17 protein-coding genes are annotated in these 18,945 nt (G+C 35.2%); 9 read left to right on the forward strand and 8 right to left on the reverse strand.

Annotated elements, in window-relative coordinates; genetic code table 11:
- The 3 genes from D2K40_RS05505 to D2K40_RS05515 all read right to left on the reverse strand — a co-directional run bounded on the left by D2K40_RS05505 (position 1) and on the right by D2K40_RS05515 (position 3,584).
- Entirely contained in the window at positions 1-2,160 is a 2,160-nt protein-coding gene (locus D2K40_RS05505; RefSeq protein WP_117153766.1) for a heavy metal translocating P-type ATPase, read from the reverse strand.
- Positions 2,153-2,536 carry an ArsR/SmtB family transcription factor gene (locus D2K40_RS05510; protein WP_117153768.1) on the reverse strand — a complete coding sequence of 128 codons (384 nt, stop codon included), beginning with the start codon at positions 2,534-2,536 and terminating at the stop codon, positions 2,153-2,155. Before D2K40_RS05510 ends, D2K40_RS05505 begins: the two co-directional genes overlap by 8 nt.
- A gap of 334 nt (positions 2,537-2,870) precedes the next feature.
- A complete protein-coding gene (locus D2K40_RS05515; protein WP_117153770.1) occupies positions 2,871-3,584 on the reverse strand; it encodes an HAD family hydrolase in 714 nt (237 codons plus the stop codon).
- A gap of 283 nt (positions 3,585-3,867) precedes the next feature.
- Between D2K40_RS05515 and serC the strand changes: the two genes are divergently transcribed.
- The 3 genes from serC to D2K40_RS05530 all read left to right on the forward strand — a co-directional run bounded on the left by serC (position 3,868) and on the right by D2K40_RS05530 (position 6,201).
- Positions 3,868-4,956, forward strand: coding sequence for a 3-phosphoserine/phosphohydroxythreonine transaminase (serC, locus tag D2K40_RS05520; RefSeq protein WP_117153772.1), 1,089 nt, complete (start codon positions 3,868-3,870; stop codon positions 4,954-4,956).
- Between the two features lie 93 nt (positions 4,957-5,049).
- A complete protein-coding gene (locus D2K40_RS05525; protein ID WP_117153774.1) occupies positions 5,050-5,559 on the forward strand; it encodes a methylated-DNA--[protein]-cysteine S-methyltransferase in 510 nt (169 codons plus the stop codon).
- Between the two features lie 90 nt (positions 5,560-5,649).
- Positions 5,650-6,201 (forward strand): NAD(P)H-dependent oxidoreductase, encoded by a 552-nt coding sequence (locus D2K40_RS05530; protein ID WP_117153776.1) that lies wholly within the window; start codon positions 5,650-5,652, stop codon positions 6,199-6,201.
- 322 nt (positions 6,202-6,523) lie between these two features.
- On the opposite strand, the gene D2K40_RS05535 is transcribed toward D2K40_RS05530, so the two are convergent.
- From D2K40_RS05535 to gdhA, 3 genes are all read right to left on the reverse strand, one after another.
- Positions 6,524-8,209, reverse strand: a complete 1,686-nt coding sequence (locus tag D2K40_RS05535) for an alpha/beta hydrolase (protein WP_117153778.1) — start codon at positions 8,207-8,209, stop codon at positions 6,524-6,526.
- Between the two features lie 6 nt (positions 8,210-8,215).
- The gene (locus D2K40_RS05540; RefSeq protein ID WP_117153780.1) at positions 8,216-9,304 is read right to left on the reverse strand and encodes a DNA alkylation repair protein; all 1,089 of its coding nucleotides are present in this window, start codon (positions 9,302-9,304) and stop codon (positions 8,216-8,218) included.
- Positions 9,305-9,640: 336 nt separating this feature from the next.
- The gene (gene gdhA, locus D2K40_RS05545) at positions 9,641-11,005 is read right to left on the reverse strand and encodes an NADP-specific glutamate dehydrogenase (RefSeq protein WP_117153782.1); all 1,365 of its coding nucleotides are present in this window, start codon (positions 11,003-11,005) and stop codon (positions 9,641-9,643) included.
- Positions 11,006-11,278: 273 nt separating this feature from the next.
- Here gdhA and D2K40_RS05550 point away from each other — a divergent pair, with 273 nt between their 5' ends.
- From D2K40_RS05550 to D2K40_RS05560, 3 genes are all read left to right on the forward strand, one after another.
- The gene (locus D2K40_RS05550) at positions 11,279-12,445 is read left to right on the forward strand and encodes a TraB/GumN family protein (protein WP_117153784.1); all 1,167 of its coding nucleotides are present in this window, start codon (positions 11,279-11,281) and stop codon (positions 12,443-12,445) included.
- Positions 12,446-12,737: 292 nt separating this feature from the next.
- Positions 12,738-13,739, forward strand: a complete 1,002-nt coding sequence (locus tag D2K40_RS05555; protein WP_117153786.1) for an arsenic resistance protein — start codon at positions 12,738-12,740, stop codon at positions 13,737-13,739.
- Positions 13,740-13,771: 32 nt separating this feature from the next.
- Positions 13,772-14,209 (forward strand): OsmC family protein, encoded by a 438-nt coding sequence (locus tag D2K40_RS05560; RefSeq protein WP_117153810.1) that lies wholly within the window; start codon positions 13,772-13,774, stop codon positions 14,207-14,209.
- A 22-nt stretch (positions 14,210-14,231) separates the two neighbouring features.
- Here D2K40_RS05560 and D2K40_RS05565 read toward each other — a convergent pair whose 3' ends face one another.
- A complete protein-coding gene (locus D2K40_RS05565) occupies positions 14,232-14,729 on the reverse strand; it encodes a flavodoxin domain-containing protein (RefSeq protein ID WP_117153788.1) in 498 nt (165 codons plus the stop codon).
- A 102-nt stretch (positions 14,730-14,831) separates the two neighbouring features.
- The gene (locus D2K40_RS05570; RefSeq protein ID WP_117153790.1) at positions 14,832-15,707 is read right to left on the reverse strand and encodes a LysR family transcriptional regulator; all 876 of its coding nucleotides are present in this window, start codon (positions 15,705-15,707) and stop codon (positions 14,832-14,834) included.
- 114 nt (positions 15,708-15,821) lie between these two features.
- Between D2K40_RS05570 and D2K40_RS05575 the strand changes: the two genes are divergently transcribed.
- The 3 genes from D2K40_RS05575 (at position 15,822) to D2K40_RS05585 (ending at position 18,801) form a co-directional block, all read left to right on the forward strand.
- Positions 15,822-16,841 (forward strand): YeiH family protein, encoded by a 1,020-nt coding sequence (locus D2K40_RS05575; protein WP_117153792.1) that lies wholly within the window; start codon positions 15,822-15,824, stop codon positions 16,839-16,841.
- Positions 16,842-17,167: 326 nt separating this feature from the next.
- Positions 17,168-18,487 (forward strand): APC family permease, encoded by a 1,320-nt coding sequence (locus D2K40_RS05580; protein WP_117153794.1) that lies wholly within the window; start codon positions 17,168-17,170, stop codon positions 18,485-18,487.
- Between the two features lie 101 nt (positions 18,488-18,588).
- Positions 18,589-18,801: a hypothetical protein gene (locus tag D2K40_RS05585; protein ID WP_117153796.1), complete on the forward strand. Its 213-nt coding sequence runs from the start codon at positions 18,589-18,591 to the stop codon at positions 18,799-18,801.
- Positions 18,802-18,945: the final 144 nt, after the last annotated feature.

Raw genomic sequence — 18,945 nt, forward strand, 5'->3', positions numbered from 1 at the left:
TTATTCTTTAACACGCATTAAGCGCATACTATTCAACGCTACGATTAGTGTTGCTCCCATGTCTGATAGGATTGCAATCCAAAGTGTTAGCCAACCTGGCACGACTAATAAGAGCGCAATAAGTTTTATCGAAATAGCAAAAGTAATATTAGCTTTAATAACGTTAAGAGCTTTACGACTTAATTTCACAGTAAATGGGAGTTTGCTTAAATCATCTCCCATTAAAGCCACATCGGCTGTTTCTAATGCTGTGTCGGTACCTGCTCCTCCCATTGCAATCCCTACAGTTGACGCTGCTAATGCAGGAGCATCATTGACACCGTCACCTACCATTGCTACTTTTTTGTGACTTACTGTCAACTGTTTTATAAAGTTTAACTTATCCTCAGGCATTAATTCCGCCTGTACATTAGATACACCTACATGTCTGCCGATCGCGTTAGCCGTACTTTGGTTATCACCTGTAAGCATAATCGTCTCTTGAATTCCTGCTTTGTGTAACTTTTTAATTACTTCTTTACTAACTTCTCGAACTTCATCTGCAACGGCTATAATAGCTAAAAGTTGATCTTCTGTTCCAACGACCATTGCTGTTTTACCTTGCTTTTGTAATGTTAAAATTTCATCTTCTAGGTCTTTATCAAACTTGTTGGATGATAGTAATTCATTAAAAAGTGTTGGACTCCCGATATAATACAAAACATTATTAATTTTTCCTTTAATTCCCTTACCGGTAATCGAGGAAAAATCTTCGACGTTAATATCAGAATAAGCAACGTTCTCTGCGTCAGCCTTTTTCATAATTGCAGAAGCAAGCGGGTGCTGGGAACGATACTCTAAAGCTGTGATAATAGACAGTAATTCTTTCTGGTTTTTTCCTTCTTCCAATACTTTATAGTCTGTTACAGCGGGCACACCTTTTGTTAATGTTCCTGTTTTGTCAAAAGCAATTGCTTTTAAGGAACCAATCTCTTCAAGGTAGATGCCGCCTTTAACTAGCACACCTTTTTTAGCGGCATTTCCGATCGCTGAGACAATGGAAATTGGTGTAGAGATAACTAATGCACATGGGCAACCTACAACGAGTACGGCTAATCCTTGATAAACCCATGTCTCCCAACTTCCAGCAAAAAACAATGGAGGTACAATTGCTACTAGTAAGGCAATGACCATGATAATAGGAGTATAATATTTGGCAAACTTATCAACGAATGCTTGTGATGGAGCACGTTCACCTTGTGCTTCCTCAACTAGGTGAATAATCTTAGCAATGGTTGTGTCTTCTACTAATTTTGTTATTTGTACTTCAATTAATCCTTCTTCGTTTAAAGTACCAGCAAACACTTCATCATCAGCAGTTTTCTCTACAGGAACAGATTCACCTGTTATGGCTGCTTGATTAACGGAAGTGTGACCACTTATAACTTTACCGTCCATCGCAATTTTTTGACCAGGTCTAACAATCATAATATCGCCAACGCTAATATCCTCGACTGGTACCATTATTTCTTGGCCATTACGTCTAACAAGCGCCTCTTTTGGTGCTATATTCATTAAAGAACGGATGGAATTTCTCGCGCGATCCATGGAGAATCGTTCAAGCTCTTCGCTAATAGCAAAAAGAATAACAACAACTGCTACTTCTGCCCATTCTCCAATAATGGCTCCGCCGATAACGGCTACTGTCATTAATGTTTTCATATCAAACTCAAGCTTTAATAAGTTTTGAAAACCAACTTTGAAAAGTGACAATCCACCGACCAACATAGATGTTAGAAATAATAAAATCGTCACGACGTTATCATCGCTATTTACAAAAAGGGAAAGGTAACCCAAAGCGAGAAATGTTATCGAGTAAAGTAGCGTAGTATATTTTTTATAAAAAGGAATTTTTTCTTCTACTGCTTCTTCTCTTTTGTCAGAGGATTGTTTGCGAGATCTTTCATGAATAATCTTTAAGTTTTCAAATGCTCCCGCTTTTTCTAACTCTTCAATGGAAGCATCTCCTGTTACAGAAATCTTTGATGCGCCAAAATTTACGTTAGCATCTCCAACGCCAGGGATATCCTTTACATTTTTTTCGAATTTACCAGCACAATTTGCGCACGTAAAACCTTGGACACGGTATACATGTTGATTACCTTCTTTTTCCTCACTCATGGTTATCCACTTCCCTTCCGTGAACTACAGCCGTAGTTACAAGTGTTTTAACATGTTCATCTTCTAGAGCATAGAAGACTAATTTTCCTTCTTTTCTACTTTTCGCAATTCCTAATTTACGAAGGTGACGCAAATGGTGTGAAGTCGTTGCTGTTGATGCGTTGATGATATTAGCAACGTCACATACACATAATTCTTGTTCTTGTACAAGTGAGTAAGCTATTTTTAATCTTGTTTCATCGGCTAATGCTTTGAATATATCAGCAACTGGTCTAAGGTTTTCTTGTTCAACTAACGAGCCAACACGATTCACTTTTTCTTCGTCATAACAGAAAATATCACACATATCTTGTGTTTGTTTTACCTTTTGTTTCATATTTTCACCCTTATTCAAATGATTATTTGATTATTATTCATTATAATGAAAGTTTGAATGAAAATCAATTGTTAGTCAAATAGTTATTTGATTGATGATAAAGCAATTGACTCCATGAAAGTATTAACAAATCGCGTACCGGTTTTAAGTTCAATTGCTAACTAAACAAGCAGGTGGTTTCTTTGAAGAAAACAATAAATTAAAAACAGAACTTCCAAATAATTAGAAGTTCTGTTTTTGCTTCCTTACAAATAATGAAGAAAGCCGAGGATCGTAGTTCACCCCCAGCTTTGAATGATAAAAGTATGTTATCAGACCTAATTTATTCTTAAAATCAAACGACTAATGAATAGTCAGCTTGAAATATTTCTAAAAGTTCTTTAGCACTATAAACAACTTTGTCTGGTTTCACTGATGTAGTTGGTACTTGCCTGTGACGGTGGTTCATCCAAATAGATTGCCATCCTGCTTGTTTCGCCCCAACAACGTCATGTTCAAAAAAATCACCGATATAGATCGTGTTTGTTCTATCTATTTGTAACTTATTTTCAATTATAGTAAAAACTTCTTGCGCAGGTTTTGCATGGCCAAGTGCTCCAGATATAAAGAAGTGTTCTTCGGGAATCCATCTTACCAAATCCAGCTGTTTTATTTTCATTGACTGATGATCTTTTTCACCATTCGTTAAAACAGCAAGCTGTATATTTTGTTGATAAAGAATATTTAAAAGTTCCTCTACTTCTTCATATAATGTAATTTTCTGTTGTTCAGCTAAATAAGCATCTTGGAAATTAATCGCTTCTTGATAACTAAGTGTAATACCGAATTCTCTACAAGCTTCAGTTATACGATAGGTTTGTAATTCTACGATTGATAATTCTCCTGTACAGTTTTTTTGAAATAAAAGATCATGTTTCCTGCTGGCTATGTATAGATCTGTAAGCTCTTTTTCTGTAAATGATTGAGTGAATTGTTCTTGTACAGCCTTTTTAAAAGGTGATGTTTGATCATACAGTGTATCATCTACATCAAAAATAACAGTCTGCATTCTGGTTGCCTCCTCGAGCATAGATGTTAATAATTATAGCATTTATTTTTATTAATGGAGTAGGTATTTCACTTTTTATAGGTAAGCTAAATATAGGCGAAATTTTTTGAATATTTTAAGTTGAAAGTAAATAAGAATGCTGTTAAAATAATCACAAAGATTAAAGTGATTTCGATTATAATGGGAAATGTCTAAGCAGTCGTGTTGGTAAGGAAGGAAATCCTTACCTTTTTGTATATAAAACTGTTTTTTAAAGATAAAATATAGAGGTGGGTGTGGTTACATGAAGAGAGTTTATAATTTTTCTGCAGGGCCGTCAATGTTACCTTTGCCAGTATTAGAAAAAGCACAAAGTGAATTGTTGAATTATCGCGATTCAGGAATGTCTGTAATGGAGTTGAGTCACCGTTCAGGATTGTTCACGGATATTATTACGAAAGCGGAAGAAGTATTACGTGAATTAATGCATATTCCAGAGAACTACAAGGTATTGTTTTTGCAAGGTGGAGCTTCACAGCAATTTGCGATGGCCCCAATGAATTTACTTGTTAAAAGTGGTAAGGCGGATTATGTGAATACAGGATCATGGTCAAAGAAAGCAATTAAAGAAGCGAAAAAATATGGGCAAATACGTGTAATTGCTTCTTCAGAGGAAGAAAATTTTACTTACATTCCAAAGGTCGAGAAGAACATGATTGACCCAGAAGCTGATTATGTTCATATAACAACAAACAATACAATAGAAGGAACAACATTCCCTGAAATTCCAGATACAGGTGATGTCCCCTTAGTTGCTGATATGTCCTCCAATATTTTATCTGAAGAGATTGATGTATCAAAATTTGGTTTGATTTATGCTGGAGCACAGAAAAATATTGCCCCTGCAGGCTTGACAGTTGTGATTATTCGAGAAGATCTAATTGGTAATGCACCTGAGAGTTGTCCAACGATGCTTGACTACAAAACACATAGTGATAGTGGTTCGTTATATAATACACCACCAACATATACTATTTATATGGCAAAGCTTGTGTTTGAATGGTTAAAAGAACTTGGTGGATTAAAAGAGATGGAGCGGATCAATCGTGAAAAGGCTCAGTTGTTATATGATTATATTAATGGATCAGCTATGTTTACATCTCCAGTGCAACCCGACAGCCGTTCAATCATGAATGTACCGTTTGTTACGAAAAGTGGAGATACTGATTTGGAAGCGGCTTTTATCAAGGAGGCACAGGGTCTAGGGCTGGAAACATTAAAAGGTCATCGTTCTGTGGGCGGCATGAGAGCTAGTATATATAACGCAATGCCAGTAGAAGGTGTAGAAAAATTGGTTAACTTCATGCGAGAATTTGAAAAAAACTATAAATAGCAGGTACAATAAAAGTGGTAATGATTGCGGTCATCACCACTTTTTTGTGTTTTGATCGAATTAGCAAAACCACAAGGTATAGAGGAGATATTAATGACAATGGATAGCAAAACTATATATTGGTCATCCTTTACTCTAGGAAATTGGAGATTTTACATAGGTGCAACTTCGAAAGGTTTATGTTATATCAGTTCACCGAATGATAGCTGGGAAACTTTTCGTAATTGGGCTTTTCATAAGTTTGTTAACCCCAGATTAATAGAGGAAGAAGAACAATTAAAATTTTATCTTACAGAATTAGTAGCCTATTTCCAAGGTGAAAAGAAACATTTCAGTATGCCTGTTGATTTACAGGGGACTGCTTTTCAGCAAGAAGTGTGGAAGACACTTAGTCAAATTCCATTTGGAGAAACGCGTAATTATACTAAAATTGCTGAAGCTATTGGTAAACCAGCTGCTGTTCGCGCAGTAGCAAATGCTATTGGGGCTAATCCCGTTCTAATCACTATACCGTGTCATCGGGTTATCGGAAAAAATGGGAAATTAACAGGATATCGTGGTGGTTTAGAAATGAAAGAACATTTACTTCGACTTGAAAAGTGATAAATTTAATTAGTAAAAAGATATACTACTTTGAATACTGCTTGCATATACTGTCTCTAAAAGCATAAATAGCCTTTGGAGGTAATGATTATGAAAAATATATTTATTATTAATGGTCATGAATCATATCCGAAAAATGATGGGAGATTGAATCAAACCATTTTCGAGGCAATGATTAATAAATTACAACCCAATTATAATATTCGCACAACTACAGTTGATAAAGGTTACCTTGTTGAAGAAGAACATGATAAATTTGCTTGGGCAGATATTGTAATCTATCAAACTCCAATTTATTGGTTCAATGTTCCTGGGAAATTAAAAACATACTTTGATGAAGTTTATACAAGAGATGTTTTATTCAAAAAAGTAGAGCAATACGGAACCGGGGGATTATTGACTGAAAAAAAATATATGCTTTCAACTACATGGGGTGCACCACTAAATGAGTTTGCAACAGAAGAAGGTTTCTTTCAAGGGAGAGATGTGGATGAAACGTTATTTCATCTTCACCGAACACAAGCTTTTCTTGGTATGAAACCATTAAAGAGTTTCTCAATTCATAGTGTAATGAAGCACCCGAATATTCCGCTATTCCTAGAACAATTAGATGCCCATTTAGAAGAAGTATTTGACTGTTAAAAAACCCATACAAGAACCTTCGAGTAGGTTCTTGTATGGGTTTTTCATTTGTATTCCTAAAATAAAAATATTTAATGCGCAATTTATATAAACTATGCATTAACTCTTTATTTTTCTGATCCGCTCCTCAAAAGAAATTGGTTCCCTTTCCGCAGGCACGGCTTCAGCTAACTCGGAGGTAAAAACCACCTCCGAGTGGATCTTCAGCTCGCGCTGTTCCTGCAGGAGTGTCACCAATTTCATTTGATCCGCTAGATAGTTTAAAGATATATTGATTACACCGCATTTTAGTTCAACTATGAAGCTTTGAACCTGATTGATCTTATTGGTTGAGATATAAAAATCTCTCCATATAATAGATGAACGTCTGATTGTAATAGCTTGAGAAATACCAATCACCGTTATGTCCAGCATAAGGCATCATTAATAGTACAGCATCATTATTATTGTTATCATAAGTAGCTGCAAATTCCTTTGATACGGATGGGTCTACTACACCGTCTTCAGTCCCGTGGAATATTAATGCCGGGGGGCTATTTTCTGTGACAAGTGCAGAAGGATCCACTAATTCAGGCGAACCATCAATTCCTAAACCTTCCGACAATCCATTTGCTGGAAAAACAGGAATGATACCTTTTACTTGTAAGGCAGGACTTAATATATCTTGATATTCATTACTTGCCAAACCTAGACCTACCGCATTAGCTAATTGTCCCCCAGCAGATCCCCCTGATACAAAGACTGAATCCAAATTAGCTTCGAACGCTGCATTGTTTTCTTCTAAATACCTTGTAAAAATACCGATGTGTCGAACCATATCATCAATGGAAAAGTCACCTACAATATGTTCAGGAACAGGCGCACTTTCAACAAATTTGTCTACATTACTTAGACCATATTGCACATCAAATACTACATAACCTTGACTAGCAAAATACTTGTTAACTTGTGCAGTATTAGAAGCTCCCTTATCACCAATCGTCCATCCACCACCATGGATTCTAATCAATGTAGAACGATTACCAGGTAAATCATTCCTATCTTTTGGAGGTAGATAAGCGTCAAATCGTAATTCAAGCCCATCATCAACGCCTTCAGTTCCTTCATAAAACAAAACATCTTGCTTTAATTCATATGCAAGTGTTTCTTTTCCTAAAAAATAGTCAGTCAACGAAAAAGGTATTGTAGCGAAATGTTCTTCCACATTCTCAGAAATATTTTCCCCCCAGTCTACTCCAAATGCATCAGAGAAATCCGTCTCCATTTCATCGAGTGAAAAGATAGTAAAGAACAAAGGTAAACTAAAGATAATGGCAATACTGAGTCCCGTAATAGTTACAAGAAGATTTAAAAGAGAGCCTCCATATTGAGTACGTATCTTTAAGAAAATGGCTACAATTGCTAACGTACTAATACTAAAAAAGAATAGATATCCCGGCAAGGACATTTCAATAAAGCCACCACTTTTACCGGTTAATAGAACATAAGAAACATAGATTCCAAGAACAAGTAATAACATTACTAGAATACTTGAAGTTACCTTTAAATAGGTATGTTTCTTTTGATAATATTGAATAGAGAAAAAAGAGCGTTCGTAATCACTAGATTTCTTCTTTGCTGCTATAATAGCACCTAACAAAAATAAACTCATTAACAGAATAACAGAGACAATACTTCTCGAGGATTGATTAGTAACGTCTAGGGAAGCAATAGTATTCATAATAGGAACAATACTCATTGCAAATACACTTAATATTAGGTAAAAATAATCTAACCCCTTGTTTTCGCGTGGGATTAAAGCGATAAGTATATTTCCAATTAAAGTGATTGCCATTAAATAACCAAGGATATTCCCCAGGAAATGTTCAACATCTATAATAAAATAGATAATACCCAAAGTTAATGCAAGTAAATTAGCTATAAGTACCACAGTTGAAAATGTCGTAGTGAAAGATCTTTTGGGTGATGAAAAAAAGTTAGGTTGTCTCTGAATCATAGGGTTTGACATAATTTTTTACTCCTTTTCTAAGTTAATGACTTCAAATTCACAGCTCGCTTTTTTTATCCCATTAACGATAATGGATAACACATGCACACCAGTGTAATGTGTCCGTGTTGTCATGTTTCGGAAGGACTGCTTACGACTGTATGTTTTTCTTTCATTTTCTTCAATTTTCGTACTTGTTATTTTAAAAATCTTCTTATTTCTTTTGCCACTTTTCTTCACATAATCAATAGCGTACTCAACTCTGAGATTAGTTGTTGTTTTCGAAAATACTTCAAAATAGAATGTAAGATCTCCACCTATAGCCACTTGGTTAGAAGCGATATTAAATTGTCCCACCTTTATTAAATCTGCAGACTGATAACCAAACAAAGCTAACACTTCCGGGTGCGCTTGTTTTAATAATGTTCTTGACGCATGTTGGATAATCCAATCTGACTTTTCGTTTTTACCGTGCCACTCTTTCATGCGTTCTATCATCATATCGGGATGCGTTCTGGATATATCATTTAAATTGTTAGCCACGCTTCGCCGAACGTAAAGTGATTCATCCGCTTTTAAGTTTTCTAGTATAGGTAATAGTTGAGATGGATCATTTTTCAATGCAAGTACTGTATTACCCCAAGGTAGACGAGGTCTACTCCCTTCACTTGCAAGTCGTCGAATATGTTCATTTGGATGCTCTGACCAAGTAAACATCTGCGTTAGCATTTTTTCTAAGTCAGCTTGTAAAAAAGGACGAACAGCAAATTCTGAAGTGCTATATCTTGTGAAGTAGGCTAATGCTTCCATAGATTCATCCCAGTTTTCTTGCCCATACTTCGCAACGTATTCTGGAAAAATAATGCCTTGAAGTCCTTCAAACTCTGGAGCGCATTTATAGAGCAGTGACAGCGTCTCCTTATATGTAAACGAAAGTGTCCGGTGCATTGATGTGGTAATACGATGTACACGCTGTTTAAACTCTAAGCTATCCCAATCGTTTTGAAAGACAAATGTTTGAAACTTATCATGATCAAAATTAGGATAATAAGTCTGAAGCTTAGTTGATAATTCTGTTAAAAATACTGTATTAAAGATATCTTTCACTTTAGCCACTTGTGTCACCAACTCAATTAATTAATGTATTATACTTCAATCATAGCATGAAAGTTTATTTTTTATGAATAAAACAATTAACAAAATTATTATTGAGAACAAGAGTGAAATCAGAGAATAACAGAATAATTCTGTTTGAATAAAGTTTATGAATACTATACTAGGCACAGTTCCAATTGGATTAGAATATTGGCAGTCTCCGATTATGATTGGTAATGCAGTATTTATAATAGTTGAGATCAAAAAATTCATTACACGAAAAATAAAAAGTTAAGGACAAAAATAAAGCTTATAGCTGCATAACAGCTATAAGCTTTATTTGGCTTAAGAATATAATTAAATAACACCCTGCGCAACCATTGCTTTGGCAACTTTCAAGAAACCAGCTATGTTTGCTCCTACAACAAGGTTTCCGTGATGACCGTATGTTTCTGATGCTATTACACTATTTTTATAAATATCTTTCATAATTTCTTGGAGCTTCGCGTCAACTTCATCAAACTTCCAAGAAATACGTGAGCTATTTTGAGCCATTTCTAGGGCAGATACAGCTACACCACCAGCGTTAGCAGCTTTTGCTGGTCCAAACAATACATCGTTTTCTAAAAAGATGTCGATTGCATCTAATGTGGAAGGCATGTTGGCACCCTCAGCAACGGCTTTAACCCCGTTAGCTACAAGTGTTTTTGCAGCTTCATCATTCAATTCGTTTTGTGTAGCACAAGGAAGAGCGATATCACAAGCTATATTCCAGATTCCTGTAAAATCAGGTGTGAATGTAGCAGATGGGTGTTCCGTAACATATTCTTTGATACGTTTACGTTCTACTTCTTTCAAACGTTTTACAGTATCTAAATCGATACCGTTCTCATCATAGATATAGCCACCGGAATCACTACATGCTACAACTTTTGCGCCAAGCTCAGTTGCTTTTTCTATTGCATAGATTGATACGTTACCTGATCCAGAAACAACTACTGTCTTTCCTTCTAAACTTTCACCATTATATTTTAGCATTTCTTGAACAAAGTAGACTGTACCGTATCCAGTAGCTTCTGTACGAGCTAAGCTACCACCGAAGTCCAACCCTTTGCCTGTTAATACGCCAGCTTCGTTTCCGCCACGCATTTTTTTATATTGCCCAAATAAGTAACCAATTTCACGTCCACCAACACCTATATCGCCAGCAGGAACATCTGTGTCTGGACCAATATGTTTTGATAATTCACTCATGAAGCTTTGGCAAAAGCGCATGATTTCTCCATCAGATTTCCCTTTAGGATCAAAATCAGATCCACCTTTACCTCCACCGATTGGTTGACCAGTTAAAGAGTTCTTGAAAATTTGTTCAAAACCTAAAAATTTAACAATACTTGCATTTACAGATGGGTGAAAACGTAAGCCGCCTTTATAAGGTCCAATTGCACTGTTAAATTGAACTCTAAAACCGCGATTAACTTGTACTTTACCATTGTCATCTACCCATGGAACACGAAATGTTACCATGCGTTCTGGTTCTGACATTCTTTCTAAGATATTATGTTCAATGAATTCAGGATGTTTTTCGAAAACAGGAGTTAGAGATTGGAATATTTCTTTTGCAGCTTGATGAAATTCTTCTTCATGGGGATTACGTTTTTGTAATGTAGCGAAAACACTATCTACATATTCTTTAGCATTAGTTGTCTGATTCTGTGTCATAAAATTTACCTCTCCTCTTATATTTTTAACAAATAATTTGTTAGATGATCTAACATATGATTATATATATCTTAAATAAAGGATCTGGATATGTCAAATTGAATATAGAATATTTAGACTTTTTAATTAATGATTAAAGGTAAAAATAGTGAGTGTTAATTTTAATTATTCTGTATTCATTGTTACTTTATGATAAAATAATTAAGATACATTTTTTTAATAGATTCAGTGAAGCCAGATATAAAAGTATGAGTATAAAAGGAAGGTTAATCCATGACGGAAGATAACATTACAAGGATCACCCAAGATGGTAAAGAATATATTTTAATTGGAACAGCGCACGTATCAAAACATAGTGCAGAACAAGTAAAAGAAGTAATAGAAAAAGAACAACCGGATTCAGTTTGTGTTGAATTAGATAAGCAACGTTATCAATCCATTGTAGACGGCAATAAGTGGAAGGATATGGATATATTTAAAGTGATTAAAGAGAAAAAAGCATCGCTTTTATTAATGAACCTTGCTATCTCCTCTTTTCAAAAACGAATGGCAAAACAATTTGGTATTGAAGCCGGACAAGAAATGATTCAAGGAATAGAGTCAGCAAAAGAAACAGGTGCAGAATTAGTATTGGCAGACCGTAATATTCAAATCACTTTCTCAAGAATTTGGGGAGGTGTTGGTTTCAAAGGAAAAATGATGTTACTATCTCAAGTCCTTGCTGGTATTTTTACAAAAGAAACTATCTCTGAAGATGATTTGGAGAAGATGAAGAGTCAGGATTCAATTAACGCGATATTAAGTGAATTTACTGAATCATTTCCAAGATTAAAAAAACCATTAATTGATGAGCGGGATCAGTATTTGGCTCAAAAGATTAAAGATGCACCAGGGAAGAAAATTATAGCTGTCTTAGGTGCAGCTCATGTTCCTGGAATTAAAGATGAAATTAAGAAAGACCATGACCTAGAACAATTGAACAAAGTGCCACCAAAATCAAAGGTGCCAAAAATTATTGGTTGGTCGATACCGATTTTAATAATAGCGATCATTGCTTTTACGTTTATTTCAGATCCAGATGTAGGACGGCAACAAGTACTTAGTTGGTTATTATGGAATGGTTCATTTTCAGCCATTGGCACTGCCATTGGTTTAGGACATCCGCTTGCGATATTAACTGCTTTTATAGCAGCACCAATAACATCGTTAAACCCATTAATAGCAGCAGGTTGGTTTGCTGGATTTGTTCAAGCTTTAGTAAAGCGACCACACGTGTCAGACTTTGAAAGTTTATCAGAGGATGTTTTTAGTGTGAAAGGTTTTTGGAAGAATAAAGCTACACGTGTTTTACTAATTGTTGTACTTGCAAACTTAGGAAGTACAATTGGGACGATCATTGGTGGAACAGATGTTATAAGGTTGTTTATAGAAAATTTATAAAGTAGGTTGAATAATGCTTTGCGCTGTAAAACGGGTTTTCTCGTTAATAGAGTGCGAGGCATTTTTTTATGCACTTAAAATTGTGAATAAATAGTGGATTATTATTGAACATTATGTGAACAATCTGATACAGGAACATACGATCCCTGTTATAAACACTGATATAACAACATTGTAAACGCATTCTCGTTGTTTGAAAGTATGTGAAACAAAGTATTGACGGGTTCTTATATACCCCTTATAGTATATATACACGCAGGGGTATTAAAAGAAAGAGGGGGATGAAAACAACATGTATCAAATATATGAGTTTCCAAAGAAATACTTGTTACTAAGTGTGCCATTAACTTTAGTTATTGGTTTTTTGATTGGTACGTTTGCAGATACAACATTCTTAAAACCAACAATATTGGTTGCGACAATTATTATGATCTATGCAACGATGGTTGGATTTAAGTTTAAAGAACTGACTGCTATAAAAGGTTCTAAAGTATTAATTTATTCCATAATAATTAACTTTTTAATCGTTCCTGGTGTAGCTTATCTATTGGGAGTTACAGTATTGAAAGAACATCCAATAATGTTTGCTGGTTTAGCTTTATCAGCCTTATTACCAACAAGTGGGATGACGATCTCATGGACAGCAATCCAAAAAGGTAATGTGCCAGCTGCAGTCAAGTTAACAGTATTTGGTTTGATTTTAGGGTCTTTATTAACTCCTTGGTATCTATTAATCATGGTTGGACAATATGTTGATGTTAATATACTAGAAACCTTCCGAACTATTATAATAGTAGTTTTTGTTCCTATGATTTTAGGACATATAACATTTAAAGGATTAATGAAAAAATACACAATGCAAGAATTTCAGAAAAAAGTAAAACCAGCATTGGCTCCTTTAAGCATTTGGGCAATGTTATATGTAGTATTTGTAAGTGTAAGTATGCGTGCAACGATGATTTTAAATAATCTAGAATTACTTCTTATCGCATTACTTGTATTAATTGCATTTTATTTGATTAACTATGTCATCAGTACGGTAGTTGCCAAACAGTTTCTAAATCGTGGTGATGGAATAGCACTAGTTAATGGTACAGTACTTCGTAATTTGTCAATTGCGATAGGTTTAGCAGCTACTTCATTTGGTGCAGAAGCAGCCTTAATTGTGACAATTGCATTTATTGTACAGCAGCAAAGTATTGCTTATTATGGAAAACTTGCGAGTAAGTTTTGGTTCAAGGAAAAAGAAAATCCTGACCAACTTTCGAATAAAAAAACAGCAGTAGTAAACTAATAAACTAAAAGGATGGATGAAAAATGAAGACAATGCAAAAGATGAAATTTAATGTTAAAGCTCAATCTGAAGGTGTAACAGTAAAAGCACAAGCAGGTAAACATGAAGTGGTATTAGATGAATCAGCACAAATGGGTGGAAAAGATTTAGGTCCAAATCCGCTTCAAAATATCCTTGTCTCTTTAGCTTCTTGTGAAAATGTAACAGGTCACATTGTTGCACGTGAAATGAAGTTTGATCTTCAAGGATTATCTTTTAATGTTACAGGTGAATTTGATCCACGCGGATTTATGGGAGACCCAGAAGTGTGTCCTTATTTTGAAACAGTAACAGTTGAAGCTACAGTTACAACAAGTGAATCAGAAGAAAGAATCAAAGAATTAAAAGAAAAAGTAGAAGCCCGTTGCCCAGTATACACCATGTTAAAAGGTGCAAATGTTGAAATGATAGACAACTGGACTAAAGCTTAATAAGGTTTAAACGAAAAAGCACTCATACTTTATGAGTGCTTTTTCGTTTAAATTGAGTAGCAAATTCTTCAATCTTTTCTGTCGATAATTGAAAGGTACTTTGTTTTATACCAACTATCTTTTTAACAATCATACGTTCAATGGCATTCAGTTTGTAGAAATCATAGGTGTACCCGAAACGTGCTTTCGCACATGCATGGTGTAAAAGTGCTGCAGGGAAAGCATTCTGAAATTGTTCATTAATAGTTTTAGGGTCGGGGTGACCAGCACATAAGAATAAACCAACTTTTTTACGCAACAAAATCGGCAAATTTTCTTGTAAAAATTGTTTTAGTTGTTTTTGGATATTCCCCATGTATATAGAACCACCGATAATAATGTTATCAAAACCTTCTATATTAGGGCATGGCTCATTTTTTAAATCAATCATTTGAATATCCCCTGGTAATTTTTTTGCTAAATGAAAAGAGGCTTGCTTGGTGGCTCCATGTTTTGTCATATAAATAATACATGTTTGCACAATGACAGCACTCCTTTAATATAAGTAAACCATTGCAGTTCACTTACTTCTTTAGAATAAAAGGAAACATCCTTATTAATCGAAATCATTTATCTTTATGTTTTATTTTATGAATCTATGCAAAAAAGTTTCTACATTTTTCTTTTGTTTCATAATCGGCACATATATACATGAAAAAGTTCGGGTAAAAGAGTGTCCTGTTAGTGGGATAATTGAAAGGTGGCCATCTGTTACCTCCCTAGCAATCACACTTTTTGATAAAAGGGAAATGCCTTTTCCTTTCATTAACGTCTCTTTAATTCCTTGATTACTACTAATTGTTAGAAAAGAGTCCACTTTAATTCCTTGAGAGCGGATCATATGTAGAAGATACTCTCTTGTACCTGACCCCTCCTCTCGCGTGACCCATAATTGATTTTGTAGATTAGAGAAAGAAACATTTTTAATTTTTGCTATTGCGTGATTGCTAGAAGCAACAAGATACAGTTGATCTTCCATAAAAGGGTGAACTTCAATTTCCTTTTCATTTGTCTGTCCTTCAATTAACCCAATATCTACTTGCAAAAGACGCACTGATTTAACAATCTCTTCTGTGTTTCCAATTACTGCCTCAATTGTTAAGTTGGGATATGCTTCTTGTAATTCCACTAGGAGCCCCGGCAAAATATACTCTCCAATCGTGAAACTTGCACCGATTTTCAGAGAACCAGAAATAGCATTGTGGTGTGCCAAGATATCTCGTTTCGCCTGTTCATAAATTGAAAGCATTTGTTTGGCACGGTTATACAGTAATTCTCCTGTAGGGGTCAGGTTGAATGATTTTGGAGATCGGTCGAGTAGTTGCGTTTCAAACTCTTTCTCAAGATTCTTTAAATGTAAACTAACGCTTGGTTGCGAGATTCGTAATTTTTCTGCTGTTTTAGTGAAATTTCCTACTTCGATCAACGTAACAAATGTTTTCAATGCATCATATTGCATGTAAAATGCTCCTTTATTAAAAAAACTAATAATAACGATTAGATATATGTATTTTACTAATAGTTAATCCGATAGTAAAGTAGTTAACAGGAGAATGGAAAAGGAAGTGTCATAATGGAAGAACAAAATAAATATAAATGGATAGGGTTTATCCAAGGAATTGGAATCACATTATTACTTGCAATCGTGGCAAGGTACCTGGCTAACCTCCCGTTTCTATCAATTTTAGGTTCGCTCGTGTTAGCAATATTACTAGGTATCACCTGGAAATACCTTGTTGGTAAACAAGATGCAATGCAAGTTGGTATAGCTTTTTCCAATAAAAAGTTATTGCGGGTTGGAATTATATTATTAGGGATGCGCCTGAATCTAGCAGACATTTATAATGCTGGTCTGGGAGTGTTTGGATTAGCGGTTATTCAGGTTCTTTTTGCTCTTGTTGTTGTTTATGGATTAACACGTTTGTTTGGCGTAAAAAAAAGACTTGGTATTCTAGCAGCATGTGGTACCGCTATTTGTGGAGCCGCAGCTGTTGTGGCGATTGCACCACAGATTAAGGCAAATGATGACGAGACAGCAGTAGGAGCCGCAACTGTAGCGATTCTTGGTACAATTTTTACCTTAGTCTACACATTGATTTATGGGCTTTTAGGATTAACGCCTGAAGCTTACGGTATTTTTACAGGAAGTACACTCCATGAAGTTGCGCATGTAATTGCCGCAGCGGATATTGGTGGTGTAGAAGCAGTAGATCTTGCGGTAATTGTTAAATTGACCCGTGTTGCATTATTAGTACCTGTTGCTTTACTAATTGGATTTTTTATTCGAAAAGCAGATGGAACGCAAGAAGGTGCGAAACAATCATTTTCTTTTTCAATAATACCGTGGTTCATATTAGGGTTTTTAGCAATGAGTGGATTTAACACATTAGGAATTGTATCAGAAAATATTGCAATGGTAATCGTAGATATTGCTTATTTACTTATTGGCATGGCAATGGCCGGTCTTGGGTTAAACGTTGACGTTAAGACATTCCGTAAGTGGGGACTGAAATCTTTTTCAGCAGCGTTAATAGGATCGGTTCTATTATCTGTTTTAGGTTATACGCTAATTCGTTTGTTTGGCTTAGGTTAATTTACATGCTAATTTAGAATAAAAAGGCTGATATCCACTGTAATAGGTTGGTATCAGTCTATTTTAATAAGTCTAAATGCTGTTCAGAGAACGCCGGAATAAATTGAAGTTCGCTGAATAATTGTTGATTTCGCCGAATTATCGCTAACTTCGCCGAATAATCTCTAGGTAACGCCGAATAAAGTTACAGCGCATTTTATATCAAGTCCAAATATTAAAAATGCACTATTGTTTGAGAAAACACCCAGTGTGTAAATCAGTAGTGTTTGAATATTCGTGATAAAGGCTATAACTAAACTATCAAGTGATTTTTGAGGGGTGTAGTTATGTCTGAATATAAAAAGAACAGTATCAATTTACCTGGTGCTGTTGGATTAGGTACAGGTGTGATGATTAGTGCAGGGATTTTTGCGTTATTAGGTCAAGTCGCCGCAATGTCAGGCATTTGGTTTCCGATTATCTTTATTGTTGGTTGTATTGTTACAGGATTCAGTGCCTATTCTTATACAAAAATGAGCGAGAAATATCCTTCCGCTGGTGGAATTGGCATGTATCTAGTGAAAGCATATGGTAAAGGTACAATAGCAGCTTCTGCAGCCATGTTGATGGCTTTATCAATGGTGATTAATCAAAGTTTGGTAGCAAGAACATTTGGTACATATACACTGCAATTATTTGATGTAGATACTACAACAAGTATTTTCGTCCCTTTGTTAGGTGTTGGACTGCTAATCTTTGCATTTATTGTAAATATATCAGGTAATAGTTTCATTCAGACTTTTACTTCTTCGGCATCATTAGTCAAGATTATTGGTCTACTTATCTTTGCGATAGCTGGGTTGTGGGTTGCAGATTTTGCACTAGAACCAGCAGACATAGGTAATAACCCACCAAATCCAGATGCGATAAATTATGTGGCAGCAGTTGCATTAACTATTCTTGCCTTCAAAGGTTTTACGACAATTACAAATAGCGGATCTGAAATAACAAAACCAAAGAAAAATGTTGGCAGAGCGATTGTGATATCGATTTTAATTAGCCTTGCTGTATATGTCGTACTGGCTTGGGCTGTCTCTGCTAATTTGTCAATAAATGAAATTATAAAGGCGCAGGATTATGCATTGGCCGAAGCGGCTCGCCCTGCTTTTGGTGACCTTGGTGTCTGGTTTACTGTTATTATAGCAATCATTGCAACAATAACAGGAATAATTGCTAGTGTTTTTGCTGTATCTCGTATGCTTGCAATGCTAACAAACATGGAGTTAATTCCGCACAAACACTTTGGCATGCCCGGTAGTATTCAAAAACATACACTTGTTTATACAATTGTTATTGCAATGGTACTAACGATATTCTTTGATTTAAGTCGAATAGCTTCAATGGGAGCAATTCTTTATCTCGTGATGGATATGATGATTCATTGGGGTGTTTTCAAGCATCTTCGAAAGGATGTTGGAGCTAATCCGTTTATTGTGATGAGTGCTTTTATTATTGATGGTATAGTACTACTCGCTTTTGTCTGGGTGAAGTGGCTAAATGACCCATTGATTGTATTAGTTTCAATAGGTACGACACTACTTGTTTTCATTAGCTTGTATTTCTTCTTGAAAAAGAAACAATTAGCAGAAAGAAAAATGAATAATTAGGTGACGGGCCTTTCGTATAGGCTAAAAATAATGCTTGCTAATTCAATAAAAGGTGCTATGATATATCTGATTATAGTCAGATGGAGTGTGAGATTAGTAAGATGAAAATTGTTTCTTTTAATGCTTTTCGCACAATTGGTATACCAGGTGTACATTATATAAAACCAGACCTTATGTTTAAAGAAATAAATGCAATTCGAGAAGCAGATATTGTCCTTTTTCCAGAGACATGGCAAGTGCCAGCATTTGTTTATGGATGGAAGAAAAAGATCTTTCCGAGTATTGAATCAATGCAACTTGGTTTTAGGAAATAGTCGAGAATCCTCGTGACTTTAGTCATGAGATGAATCGACTTCGGACAAGGGTTAGCTTCTGCTAACTCAATTGTCCGACATGTTCTATCGGACTAAATCAATTCATAAATCAACGTTTTTCTATATGCATGTGATATAATGAAC

The organism is Paraliobacillus quinghaiensis (genome assembly GCF_003426025.1).
Classification (GTDB): Bacteria; Bacillota; Bacilli; order Bacillales; family Amphibacillaceae; genus Paraliobacillus_A; species Paraliobacillus_A quinghaiensis.

Excerpts from the sequence above, each read along its gene's own strand:
- D2K40_RS05505 (WP_117153766.1), bottom strand. The coding sequence starts at position 2,160 with ATGAGTGAGGAAAAAGAAGGTAATCAACATGTATACCGTGTCCAAGGT.
- D2K40_RS05510 (WP_117153768.1), bottom strand. The coding sequence starts at position 2,536 with ATGAAACAAAAGGTAAAACAAACACAAGATATGTGTGATATTTTCTGT.
- D2K40_RS05515 (WP_117153770.1), bottom strand. The coding sequence starts at position 3,584 with ATGCAGACTGTTATTTTTGATGTAGATGATACACTGTATGATCAAACA.
- serC (WP_117153772.1), top strand. The coding sequence starts at position 3,868 with ATGAAGAGAGTTTATAATTTTTCTGCAGGGCCGTCAATGTTACCTTTG.
- D2K40_RS05525 (WP_117153774.1), top strand. The coding sequence starts at position 5,050 with ATGACAATGGATAGCAAAACTATATATTGGTCATCCTTTACTCTAGGA.
- D2K40_RS05530 (WP_117153776.1), top strand. The coding sequence starts at position 5,650 with ATGAAAAATATATTTATTATTAATGGTCATGAATCATATCCGAAAAAT.
- D2K40_RS05535 (WP_117153778.1), bottom strand. The coding sequence starts at position 8,209 with ATGTCAAACCCTATGATTCAGAGACAACCTAACTTTTTTTCATCACCC.
- gdhA (WP_117153782.1), bottom strand. The coding sequence starts at position 11,005 with ATGACACAGAATCAGACAACTAATGCTAAAGAATATGTAGATAGTGTT.
- D2K40_RS05550 (WP_117153784.1), top strand. The coding sequence starts at position 11,279 with ATGACGGAAGATAACATTACAAGGATCACCCAAGATGGTAAAGAATAT.
- D2K40_RS05555 (WP_117153786.1), top strand. The coding sequence starts at position 12,738 with ATGTATCAAATATATGAGTTTCCAAAGAAATACTTGTTACTAAGTGTG.
- D2K40_RS05560 (WP_117153810.1), top strand. The coding sequence starts at position 13,772 with ATGCAAAAGATGAAATTTAATGTTAAAGCTCAATCTGAAGGTGTAACA.
- D2K40_RS05570 (WP_117153790.1), bottom strand. The coding sequence starts at position 15,707 with ATGCAATATGATGCATTGAAAACATTTGTTACGTTGATCGAAGTAGGA.
- D2K40_RS05575 (WP_117153792.1), top strand. The coding sequence starts at position 15,822 with ATGGAAGAACAAAATAAATATAAATGGATAGGGTTTATCCAAGGAATT.
- D2K40_RS05580 (WP_117153794.1), top strand. The coding sequence starts at position 17,168 with ATGTCTGAATATAAAAAGAACAGTATCAATTTACCTGGTGCTGTTGGA.
- D2K40_RS05585 (WP_117153796.1), top strand. The coding sequence starts at position 18,589 with ATGAAAATTGTTTCTTTTAATGCTTTTCGCACAATTGGTATACCAGGT.